This is a genomic window from Anabaena subtropica FACHB-260 (genome assembly GCF_014697105.1).
GTDB lineage: Bacteria > Cyanobacteriota > Cyanobacteriia > Cyanobacteriales > Nostocaceae > Trichormus > Trichormus subtropicus.
Genome location: NZ_JACJRF010000012.1, coordinates 123,380 through 135,901, shown reverse-complemented (window position 1 = coordinate 135,901; position 12,522 = coordinate 123,380). Strand labels below are relative to the sequence as shown.

Annotated in this window: 8 protein-coding genes; 3 read left to right on the top strand and 5 right to left on the bottom strand. The window is 36.0% G+C overall.

What is annotated here, in order from left to right; all coding sequences use genetic code 11:
- Positions 1-171 precede the first annotated feature (171 nt).
- The gene (locus tag H6G18_RS09765) at positions 172-612 is read left to right on the top strand and encodes a hypothetical protein (protein WP_190406896.1); all 441 of its coding nucleotides are present in this window, start codon (positions 172-174) and stop codon (positions 610-612) included.
- A gap of 91 nt (positions 613-703) precedes the next feature.
- Here the strand turns inward: H6G18_RS09765 and mltA are convergent, their stop codons facing one another.
- Positions 704-1,900: a murein transglycosylase A gene (mltA, locus tag H6G18_RS09760; protein ID WP_190406895.1), complete on the bottom strand. Its 1,197-nt coding sequence runs from the start codon at positions 1,898-1,900 to the stop codon at positions 704-706.
- A 282-nt stretch (positions 1,901-2,182) separates the two neighbouring features.
- Here mltA and H6G18_RS09755 point away from each other — a divergent pair, with 282 nt between their 5' ends.
- Positions 2,183-2,713 (top strand): type IV pilin-like G/H family protein, encoded by a 531-nt coding sequence (locus H6G18_RS09755; protein WP_190406894.1) that lies wholly within the window; start codon positions 2,183-2,185, stop codon positions 2,711-2,713.
- A gap of 156 nt (positions 2,714-2,869) precedes the next feature.
- Positions 2,870-5,089: an O-linked N-acetylglucosamine transferase, SPINDLY family protein gene (locus H6G18_RS09750; RefSeq protein WP_190406893.1), complete on the top strand. Its 2,220-nt coding sequence runs from the start codon at positions 2,870-2,872 to the stop codon at positions 5,087-5,089.
- 428 nt (positions 5,090-5,517) lie between these two features.
- On the opposite strand, the gene H6G18_RS09745 is transcribed toward H6G18_RS09750, so the two are convergent.
- The 4 genes from H6G18_RS09745 to H6G18_RS09730 all read right to left on the bottom strand — a co-directional run bounded on the left by H6G18_RS09745 (position 5,518) and on the right by H6G18_RS09730 (position 12,284).
- On the bottom strand, positions 5,518-6,141 hold the full coding sequence (locus H6G18_RS09745) for a Uma2 family endonuclease (protein WP_190406892.1): 624 nt from the start codon (positions 6,139-6,141) through the stop codon (positions 5,518-5,520).
- A 298-nt stretch (positions 6,142-6,439) separates the two neighbouring features.
- Positions 6,440-7,894 (bottom strand): O-linked N-acetylglucosamine transferase, SPINDLY family protein, encoded by a 1,455-nt coding sequence (locus H6G18_RS09740; RefSeq protein WP_242040259.1) that lies wholly within the window; start codon positions 7,892-7,894, stop codon positions 6,440-6,442.
- A gap of 212 nt (positions 7,895-8,106) precedes the next feature.
- On the bottom strand, positions 8,107-11,841 hold the full coding sequence (locus H6G18_RS09735) for a class I SAM-dependent methyltransferase (RefSeq protein ID WP_190406891.1): 3,735 nt from the start codon (positions 11,839-11,841) through the stop codon (positions 8,107-8,109).
- 29 nt (positions 11,842-11,870) lie between these two features.
- The gene (locus H6G18_RS09730; protein ID WP_190406890.1) at positions 11,871-12,284 is read right to left on the bottom strand and encodes a tetratricopeptide repeat protein; all 414 of its coding nucleotides are present in this window, start codon (positions 12,282-12,284) and stop codon (positions 11,871-11,873) included.
- Between the last annotated feature and the right edge of the window lie 238 nt (positions 12,285-12,522).

Below are 12,522 nucleotides of genomic sequence, written 5' to 3'. Positions count from 1 at the left end.
GTTATGTTCATTGGTTTGAGGAGATAATGTTATGTTGACTATTTTAGGACTTTTGGAGTTAGTCTAACTAAGAATGTAAAGTTTTGTATCAGCTTTCAACATTTCTGGAATTGTTGATATGAATTTTTTGAGGTGCTTTTTGTTTAAGCCGTTATATCAAAGGAGGTTCAGATGAGTCGTCTTCTTTATGAAAATTCAGTTTCATATCAAGGATATCTCATCATTCCATTTGTTTTTGGCAAAGCAGATAGATATGAAATCTATTCCTATAAACTATTGTCAGAAATTGGTCAAAAAAGTAGGCTCCATAAATTAGAAAATCCAGCCAAAATTTACGGTAACAGCATTAGTAATATCATTGAGATAGCTAAAGAGCATATTGACCAGAACGCCGATTTTGTAAGTCGAAAAGATAGTTTTCAGTCTCGTTACATTTACCGCAACAATTTGATTATTGTCTTCCACGAGAATGATAGATATTTTTACGATCATTACCCACCAGATTTATTGAATAATATTGCTGCACCAAAATTATTCAAATCTGAGTACGAGTGCTTGAGTTGGATTAAACAAGGGCTTGATGGTAGATATCTGCGGCAACAGGCGAGGTAAGAAGAGGGCAAGGGGAGCAGGGGAAGCAGGGGGAGAATATATGAGCATGGGCTGAACGCCCAGCTAACAGCACTCCCCATTTTCTAATCTGTTACTCTTTTAAGAGTAAGTAATATATAGAACCAGTGGCGACGGTTATACCAGCGCGATCGCCTGCCAAGTCACCATAGCCGAGAAAATAATCTACTCTCCCTGGCCCTTTAATGGCGCTACCTGTATCTTGATCAAGTACAAAACGGCTGACTCTGCGGTTAATCAACTGGTTACGTTGACCAGGATAAGGAAATGTAGCATTAATTACAGCTAATGCTCCTGGTGGCATGAGAGATTTATCTGTGGCAATGGAACGTTCTGGTACAAGCGGTACGCTGATACTACCGGTGGCTGGTTCTCCTTTAGTTTCCTTGAAAAAAATAAAGCGTTCCCAACGTGGTAGATAATTACTCATAGACTGGGGATTTTTGCGGAAATAGCGAATAATCCCTGGCATATTTAATTCTTCTTTAGATAATTTGCCATCTTGAAACAGCAATCGCCCGACAGCCGTCCAAGGGTAATCTGTTCCCCGAACAAAACCGACGCTGGTTTGAGTTCCATCAGTTAGGTTGAGTTTAGCAGAACCTTGGATATGGATCATGTATGCTTGGAAGCGATCGCGCAACCAAAACATTTCCAAACCGCGTAATCGGCTTTTATCTCCCAACAAACCGTCTACCCCTTCTAAATCAACCCGTTTGGGGTGGGGTTTAGTCCATTGATCAAAATCCGGTGGTACTCGATAAATCGGGTATTTATATTGTGCAGTGCGTACACGACTGGCTTGGTAAATTGGCGCGTAGTAGGCGGTAAACTTCACCCTACCCTGTCCATCATCACCAACAGACTTGTAAAAAGCGAACTCCCGCCGCACCGCCGCTTGTAATTGCGCTGGTGATTTAGCAGTAGCCACCAATTGACGAAAACGCCGCAAACTCCGCCGCACTCTGTCGCGGGTAATTTCTTTGATTGGGTAATTACTATAAGCTGTAACTGCTTTTGGGGTTTCTAGGTAACGCAAACTGTTATCTATTGAGTTTAATAGACCTTGGCGATCGCTTTTTAAACCCCCATGTCCTGAGAAAATTTGCTCATCCCATCCCAAACAAGCACGTGCTGGTGTGCAGTTAGTCCCAATCTCGACAAGTTTTAAGGGTGGCGCTGTGGGTGGTACTTGGCTTACAGCAAGTTGCAGTGGGCTAAAAAAGGTGAGTCCTAAACTGAGGGAAAATAAAGCCAGCTTTTTTCTCATGTTCGCATCTCTATATATTCAGACATTAGGACATTACTCTACAGCTTTAGTTTCCGCTAGATACTTTTGTTGATGTGAGTTTGATTAAAGTATTCAGTAGAAAACAGGAGATACAACCTATTTTCCTATTGCTAAGAATAATTTACCTGGTAAATCTACGTAGGTATTAATTAAGCAAGAAAGTTTTTTTACTGGAGTGATAGATCGCAGATCGCAACTGGGTAAGTTGTTTGTAGAAAAGAGCGATCGCTGTCTACTAACCCCAAACTTCAGGAGAAACCCATGCTCAAGCCAGAATTACAAGCTAAATTCCTCAGCCACCTCAGCAACCGCAAAAACAGAGAAGAAGAAGGTTTTACCTTAATTGAATTGCTAGTTGTAGTAATTATCATCGGTGTACTTGCGGCGATCGCGTTACCTTCGCTACTTGGTCAGGTAAACAAAGCAAAACAATCAGAAGCGAGAAACTACGTAGGTACAGTTAACCGTTCTCAACAAGCTTACTACTTGGAATACCAAAAGTTCGCTACTAACTTAGATGAATTGCAAGTAGGTATCAGAACTCAATCTGAAAATTATCTCTATCGAATTACTGGTGATGGAGTAGGTGCTGCTCAATTTATAGGTGCGGCTCATAAAAGCGCCCTAAAATCCTATTATGGATTAGTAGGTACTCAAGTAGGAAATAGTGCTACCTCTGAAGCCTTAACATTAGCAATAGCGTGCGAGACAGCAGGCCCCAGTACAAATGTAGGTAACATTGCTGCATTCAGTACAGGCTGTGACACAGGTTTCGTTTCTTTAGCTAGATAATAGGGTTGAAAGCATTCTTTAATCTTAATTGTAAATCAATTTACATAATTTATTGTATTGGGTAATGTCGAAAAAACATTACCCAATTTCTGCAACTTACTAACTGTATAGTTGTTTCCCTTTCAGATTTATTCTTACAAATTTGTAACAATTTTTATGGTTCCATTAATTACTTCAACTCAAGATCATCATCTGGCAGAAAAATATTTTGTTTCAGGTAATTACAGTCGAGCTGCAAGTATCTATGAAGAAGCTATCACTGTAGAACCTGATATTAAATCTCACTATTGGTATTTGGGTTTAGCATTGCTTTTACAAGGGCAAGAAGTCGAAGCTCAGACAACTTGGTTCATGGCCATCATGGAAGGAGAAGCGGAACAAGTTGAGGCTTGGAGTACAGAATTAATAAATATTTTAGAAACAGAAGCTGAACGCAGAGAGTCTCTGGAAGAATATTTGATTGCTGAGAAAATACGTCGTAGTATTAAAGAAATCGCTCCGCAGAACATCAATAACCTTTTATCGCTTATTAAAATAACAATTAAGTTAGAAACATATACAAATGATGATATAGAAGAACTTGGTCTTATCAAAATATTGCAATCTGAACCCAAAGCAGAAGTAAAATTAGAACTGTTAATACAAACACTAGAAGGTGTATTAAACCAATATTTTTTATATCCATCTTCTCTAGATTTTGCTAAATCTTGCGTACCATTTTTTCAAAATAATCCTCAGCTTCTACTTTGTATTATCTTACCATCTGCTGTAGAGATTGCCTGTTCTCACAGATTTCCTAGAATAGCATCTCAGCTATGTGAAATTTATTTAGAGTTGAACCCTAATAATCCAGAAGTTATAGGTCATATAGCTGGTTTTTACGAAAGCTCCCTACAATTTGAAAAAGCCATATCAGCCGCTAAATCATTTTATGAGCAAGTACAAGAATTACCAGATATGGTATTTGCAAATCGTCAAATACTTCGGTGTTTAATGAGCGCAGGCGGACATTGGGAAGAATCTTGTACTATAAATCAAAGGCAAGAATCATTAGTCAAAACGCTTATTGAAGCTAATCCAATAAATTTAGATAATGTTAGAGTTTGTAGATTAGTCAATGCAAATTTTTTTGCACCTTATATTGAAGATAATCCACAGAAAAATCGAGGTATACAAAATTCCTTATTGCAACTTTGCCATACAAACATAGCAAATTATGCAAAAGAAGCTGTAAATAAATATTATCAGGGTAATTTAGGAAGAAAGAAATCTGCCATTGCCAACAAAAAACTTAAGTTGGGATATTTATCTTCTTGCCTAAGGAGTCATTCTGTCGGTTGGCTTAGTCGATGGTTATTTCAGCATCATGACCATGATAAATTTGAAATTAATGCTTATTTTATTAGTACAAATACAGACTCAGATCCCTTACATGACTGGTATCTCAGCAAAGTAGATAAAGCATATAAATCAAGTAAAACTGGTGAGATTACTGAAGAAATATACCAAGATGAAATCGATATTCTAATTGATTTAGATAGTATTACTTTAGACGTAACTTGTGAAGTTATGTGCATGAAACCTGCACCAGTTCAAGTCACTTGGTTAGGTTGGGATGCTTCAGGAAGTCCATCTGTGGATTATTTTATTGCAGACCCTTATGTATTACCAGAATCAGCGCAAGCATACTACAGTGAGAAAATTTGGCGTTTACCTCAAACCTACGTAGCTGTAGATGGTTTTGAGGTGAGTGTTCCAACAGTAACTCGTGAGGAATTAGATATTCCTCATGATGCAGTAGTATTTTTCTCTGCTCAACGAGGTTTTAAAAGACATCCAGAGATTACTAGAATGCAATTGAGAATTATTAAAGAAGTTCCCAATAGCTATTTCTTAATTAAAGGATTATCTGATGAAGAATCTATTAAAAAGTTTTTTGATCATCTGGCAGAAGAAGAAAATGTAGATACAGCCAAATTTCGATTTTTACCAGGTGTTATGTCAGAATCAATTCACCGAGCTAATTTAGGCGTTGCCGATATAGTGTTAGATACCTATCCCTATAATGGCGCTACTACTACCTTAGAAACATTGTGGATGTGTATCCCTATGGTGACGAAAGTAGGTGAACAATTTGCAGCACGTAACAGCTACACCATGATGATGAATGCTGGAATCACAGAAGGTATTGCTTGGACTGATGAAGAATATGTAGAGTGGGGTGTGCGTTTGGGTAAGGATGAAGCCTTAAGACAACAAATAGCTTGGAAGTTGAAACAATCAAGAAAAACATCACCGCTATGGAATGGTAAGCAGTTCACCCGCGAAATGGAGAATGCTTACACCCAAATGTGGGAAATATACATGAGTTCGTAGTGAGGGCTTTAGTCTTCAACATTAGACATCACTAAGTGCTTTATCCTTTACTACAAACTTTCTCAACCAAGTATTAACTTTATTTTTAAAAATAAAGTTAATACTTTTTTATATGGTATTGTTTACTCATCAACTGTCCGATAAATGACCAAGCATTGTAATCAGTACCGTTGACAACTTATAAAACATTTTTTAACTGGATTTTCCTCTTATAAAGTAAATCTTAAGTAGGGTGTGTTACGGCTATGAAAGGATTTGGGAATTAGAGACAAAACAATTTAGCCGTAACGCACCATCCGTGAGACGGTGCGTCAGTGCAAGAAAACCTAGCTGTACCAAGAAATTATTCATACTGACGCACCCTACTAACCTTGCGGCTTTATAGAAGCCGGGGACTTAAACCCCTACATTTAGTTCAAACCATGCTCTTAGCGCCTTGACAGACTTCCAGCTTGAAAAATTTGTTTGGCGGTTAAATTCAATTCGGGGAAAGTAGGTGAGACAATATGGGCATCATCTCTAAATTGAGTAACTTGGTATTCACCATCGATTAATTGATAAATGGATATAGTAGGCAGTTTGGGATTGCCGATAAACTTTCTAGCACCTATAGCGGCGTAATCTATAATCCAATATTCAGGAATACCTATAGCTTCATAATCAGCTAATTTTTTGTAATAATCATCTCGCCAATTAGTACTAACAACTTCAACAACTAATGGAATAGATGCAGAGTAAGATACAGTCGATTCCTTTTTCCACAAAGGTTCATTCACTAAATTGGGTCGATTGATTATTAATATGTCTGGTGAATAAGCTGATTCACCTTCAAGTGGCTTGACTAATACAGTTTTTGGGATGTAATAAGGTAAATTTAAACGCTTGATATCAACAGATATTTCTAGTGCCAAAAAACCCACAACATCTTCATGGTCGCCTGCTGGTTGTGCCATTTCAACAATCACACCATCATGTAATTCATATCTTCTGCCTTCAGTCCGCCACGCTGCAAAATCTTCAAAGGTTACTAGTTTCCGTAAGGCTTGAGTCATAATTTATTGCCCACAGTAATTGTCTCGAAACTTGAAAGCTTTTTCTTTCTATGTGTTGATAAACTACATTACCGTTATAGCGGCATAGAGGTATTATGATACAAGAAGCAATTGATTAACAACAAGATGTTAATTAGCATCCTACGAATACGCCAAAGCAAAGCGATATAAGAGGTATAGTGATTTAACTCTAGCTTATGCTTGGCTAATTAACCATTAACTCATATCAATCACTGCATAACCTAGCAGCTCATGATGCTGAACTCACGGAAGCCTTAGATAGGTACTACAGTGTTCACTACGAACTTAATTCCACAACAACCTGTCTATAAAAAGCTTCCAAACCCGCAACACAAACTTTGTCATCAAACAATTGGTCATGACGTTGGCTAATGCGTTCTGAAATATCCCGTCGCCAAGCTGGATTTTGCCCTAATTTAACAGCGATTTCAATATACTCTGCTTCATTTTGAGCAATAGTATCTGTCACCCCCAACATTTTTAAAAAACTGTCAGAGTGACGACCACGCATAAATTCACCAGGACAAGTCACTATAGGAAGATTACAAGCGATCGCTTCTAAGGTAGTATTACCACCAGACCATGTAAACGTATCTAGATAAATATCTGACAGTAAGTTAATCATCAGATAATCTAGTCTTTCGGGAATATTCAAAAATACGCAATAATCCTCAAATTTTAGCCCCAAAGCCCCAAAAGCTTTTTTTAGTCTTTCTTGAAGCAAAGTACCACGCAAAAATATAAATTTAGCTTGCGGTACACGAGACGCTATTTCCGCAAAAATAAAATCATATTGTGGTAAATATTTAAACGGTGCTTGACAGCATAAATAGAGAATATCATTATCTGACAAACCAAATTCATCACGATTTTTTAGAACTGGTGGTATGTATGGTTTAGGGTAAGAAACTCCAATATTAGGTAAGCGAATTAATTTTTCTGAATAATGTTCTTGAGCATTTTCAGCTTCCATTAACTCACTAGATAAAAAGTAATCAATTGTAGATAAACCAGTTGTAACTGGATGTCCCCAAGCTACGCATTGTACAGGCGCAAGTCGCAAAGCCCCCATCAGCATACTTTGAGGATTCATGCCAATTTCAGGATAAACTAAAATATGTAATTTATCAGCGATTATCTGTTCACAAACAGCCGATAAATTATAAGGAATATGGTAGAAGCAATCACTATATTCTCTAAATTTATCTGTTATTGCATCTGGTTCATTACCTGTGTAATAACAGTAAATTTCAAAGTTGTTATGATTACAGTATTTTAACCAACCAGTTAACCATAATGTACCACTATAAGAATGCAGGTAATGGGAAGCATAACCAATCCGAATTTTCTGATGTGGTTCAAGTTTAGGCATGGATAAAGGAACTATCCATTGAGGAAAGTTAGCTGACATAATTTCATAGACTAACTTTCCGTATTGGCGTTGTAAATCTACATCATTTTGAGCTTGATAAGATAGATAAAAATTCGTCAGTCTACTAATACCAGACAAAGCATTTTGTTTGTCTTCAATAGTTTGCAGACAGGTTTGTGCAATTAAATTTTGTAAACCTTGACTATAGCGTTGACGATACAATAATATTTCTTCTGGGGTATTATAAATAGTCGGAACTGTTAAATATTTGAGGATTTGAAAAGTATAATCATTTGGTAAATATTGGCAAGCTTTCTCTGCATACTCAATTGCTTCTTGAGTACGTCCATTGCGCCGCAAATCAATAATTAAGGTAAAGTATAGCCGAGCGTCTGTAGGGTGATTTTGGATTCCTTGCTCTAGAGTTTGAAAATATTGATCTAGTAAGTTTAAATTTCTGTAGCACTGGCTTAAATTCCAGTAAATATCTGCACTACCTTGGTTTAATTCTATCAGTTTTTGAAATGGGGCGATCGCTTCTTGCCATCTGCCCTCACTGTATAATTTCTGACTTAGGTAAAAAAAAACTCTTCCTCGCGTACTTGGCTAAAACTTGCTAGTTCATAAGATGTGAGATTTTCTGCTTTTACTTGTATCCGTGCTTCTTGATTTTCATGTTCTAGAGTAATTCTGCCATGAATGCGAGGTAATAAAGTTTTCCACTGAATCTCAGATAAATTTGCCACCAAAGAAATTTCTATTCCATTAGTAATATCTAAGTCTTCTTCCATCAGAAGATTCATAGTCACACTAGATAACAACAACTCAGCATCTTCGGTTACAAAATTAGTGGTATCAATCAATAAAGTAGTTTTGTGACTATCAGGATGAGTTGCTAGTGTCTTAATTATCTGCATCAACTCTAAACCTATTAAATCTTCCGACTCTTGCCAATCAGGGAAAATAATTAAGTTAATTTCTCTTAAATTTAATGATAAAAGAGTTGTATTAATTAAAGTAGAACTGACAATTTCTGCCATTGTTGACCAAGAAAATTTTTGCGCTTGGGCTAAACCAGCAGTAATTAATGATTGACGAATAACAGGTTTTTGTACTTCACATAGTGCATTTGCTAATCCATCTATATCATCATCATTGATATAAATTGCTGCTTCTCCTGCCACTTCTGGAATTGAGGCGTTAGGACAGGTAATCACAGGACAACCACAAGCCATTGCTTCGATTACAGGCATCCCAAAACCTTCATATTTGGAAGGATAAACTACAGCCACAGCACCAGAGTAAGCTATTGCTAACTCTTCATCACTCAGTTGTAAAGTATGAACCATACTACCAAATGTGTAGTTTCTAAACTGAGCATCTAATCCACCTCCGCCACCTGTAACCACAATATCAAAACCATAGCTACTCACAAGTTGTGAAAAAGCTTGGAAGAATAAAATACTATTCTTATATCCAGAACCAACACCAGGTAATAAGAAGTAAGGCTTGGTAATGCCATACTTTGTCTTGAAAATACTGATGTCATCCAATGTGGATGGCACAAAGGTGCTACTAACACCGCAATACGCTAAAATAACTGATTCTAAAGATATTTGATTAAAGCACTTTGTCAAATCAAATGCTGTATTTTTAGAAATAGCTATATAAGCAGATGCGTGTTCTATTGCTTGGTGTTTATCTTGCCACATGGGATTACTCATATCCCATTTCATGACTTCTGGAATCATGTCATAAGCCATGAATACAGAAGGTGTTGTGATTGGCGTTGTGTAGTAAGATGAAATAAATAAATCTACACCCTCTTGATCACATACTTGCTGTAACAGTTCTCGTTCACGATTACTATCTTTATAGTTATAACGAGGTAAGTTTAAATACTTAATTCCAGACACTTTAGGAGCAGTTCCAGCCCGGTCAATGAATATAATATGTTTGGCGAACTCCTTATTTGACCATTCTTCCAAAAGAGATTTCCAAACACGAGCAATCCCAGTTTGATAAAGTTGAAAAAATATTCCATCAATGAGAATAATCGGTGATGGTTTACTGATTTGATTAATTTTTTGTTGTACTTCTTCTGGTTGTAAAAATCGCCAGCTTTTATCGTTTTCGTCTCTTTGAGCAATCGGAACTATTCCAGAGTTATTTACAGTATCTACTTGAGTTTCATCGTAAACCCAAGGAAAATATTCTCTTAATAAAATAGGAAATTTACTGTTTTCTTGTAAATTACTCCATCGTTCAACAGCATTTTTATAACCATAGTATTTTTCTTTAAAGCTTAATTGTTCTGGTGTGACATAAGCAAAATGCTGGAATACTAAATTATATGCTTCTGTTTCTGGATGCAGAAAAGGATTAACAGCAGCTAAATTTTTATACTCATTATCTGCTAACGGTTCTACTAATACAGGTGGCTCGTGTGCAGCCCAAATATATCCTGGTTTAAATCGCCAAGTTCTTAACCACTCTTGCTGAGGATTATGTGCGTAACAGTTACGAGTGCTAATAATTAACTTTTCGCCAACAAAGTACCAACACCAATAGAAAGCAGCTGTTTTATCTGGGTTACTAATGAACATTTCTCTAGCAGTACAAATCTGCTCTAACGTCCATAGTTCATCAACATCCACTTGCCACAACAAACATTCTTCTTGAATATTTGCCAATGGTGCATTCACCATTTCCCGCTTTCCATCCCAAAAAACACCCTCTGGTTGACGATAAACGGTGATATTTTCTGGATAGAGTTGTACTAATTCATCTATATATTCTGTAGTTCCGTCACAACTACGTCCATTTCTATGAACTTCATCACTAATATGCCCACCTAATTGCACACTCCAACTAGTGTCATGTTTTAAATCTGCTACACCTTCAATAATATGCCAATGCCATTTAAAAGGTAGCTGTTTAAAAATATCGATGTGATAACGGATAAATGGTTGTCCGTTCAGAACAATAGTGAAAAAGTGGATAGGTATTGTTGATAATGAATTATTTGCGCCAGTTAATGTTTTCCGACCACAGGCAATACTTGAGCAATATTCATGGTTATCAAGAAAATATTTAGCTGTCTTATGCCATGCACGTTCCGAACCAGGCCAAGTCTCTATTACATCATGAAATGCCATCCAACCACTTTCTTTTACTAGTGGAAATGACATTTCAAAATCTTTTAAAACATCTAGATACTGATGAGAACCATCAATAAAAATAAAATCAATCGCTTTATTATTTGTTAATTGATGCCACTTTTTTAAGACCTGATAAGAGTAACCTTTTAACGGAATGACATATTCTTCAAGCCCATTAGCTTTTATATTGTGTTGCCAAATGTCAAAAAATTGGCGTTCAGTAAAATCAGAATCATTTCCATCCCATGTATCAATAGCATAAATTTTTCTATTGGTTCCTATACAAGCATAACCCATTGCAACTGTTGAGCGACCTTTAAAAGAGCCAATTTCCACGATTACAGCATCTTCTGGGAGAGATTTAACTTTATTGAAAAGATATTCTTCTTGACCATCAATCATGAACCCTTTTAGGGACACAACTGCATGATGAATAGTGCTGTATGATATCGGTGGAACACTTTTTTGTTTAAAAATTGCATATCCATTACGGACGTTATCATTCCAGCCAATCAAAGCGTAATTATCATCTTCAAGTAATCGCTTAAAATTATTATAATTTTTAAATGTATTTATATCATCTAAAAAAATATATTTAGCTCCATAGACTTCATCTAATTCAGAATTACCAGTAAATTCAGAGCCATCAATTAATACTAAATCAAATAATTCTATATTGTTTTCAATCTTGATTTTTTTTATGCCATTTTCAGACAATCCCGATTTATTTACATATTCAATATCTTGTTTGAGCCAATCAATAACCATTTCTAATGGATAATTTTTTAATTTATTGTCAGTAGTATAATAAAAATCAATAACTTCTTGTTCATCAGCAAAACAATCTAAAGGTACAGAAGAAACATTATAAACTTTTACAAAATCTTGATTTTTGTAATTATTTTTTAATTCGGTAAATCTAACCTTTGAAACCTCCATACAAAACAGTATTGGTTTGTTAGGATTATCTTTTAATCCTGTAACAAATGCTTCTGTACTTCCTTCACCTGAAGACGAACCGATTTCTAAAACTGTTTTAATATCTTCTTCTCTAGCAATCCTTTGAATAGCAGCATAAAATTCATCATTCTTTATTTCAGGAGGAATTAACCGATCTAGTTCAGAGTTATTGGTTTGATTATTCATATTCGTATTTTTAATAAATTTACGTTAATTTAGGGATCGCTCTTTTTTTCTGTTAATTTTTCTCGTTTCTTCATATCCTCCAAAATGACCTGATAATCCTTTCTATCAGGATGTAGCTTCATCAACTTTTCCAATGGTTCTCTTGCACCCTTAAAATCTTTTAACTGTACGCGTACTAAAGAAAGCTTCTCTAACGCTGTTTGATTATTCGGTTCTCGCTGTAAAACTAATTCATAACCTTTAGCTTGCTCTTGTAACGAAAACTCAGCAGATACAGTTTGAGTCACTGGCTGCGGATTTTGGATAGCTCGTTGAACAGTTGAAATACCTGCAAATGCCATAGAGCCAAAGAAAGAAATCATTGAAACTATTGTTAAAATTCTTTTTTTCCTTGCAATCTGTTTTTCACGAGCAATTAAATACTCTTCACCTGAACTAGCCATGTTTTAATCTGGACTGTGGTAAATACTTAGTGACAGCAATCTCCTAGATAAGAGATTACCCATTACTTCACAGAAACTAACATCGGAATTAAAAAATTTTTATGCTTGAATTCGGCTCAACGTGAAGATATGTTAAGTTGCGCTGACTATTGGAAATAAAAACGGCTTGCTGCATACTTAGCTGTTAATGTAAGTAAGCTACCAAGTCAAAGTATTTAATTTTACTTGGCTTGTCCGG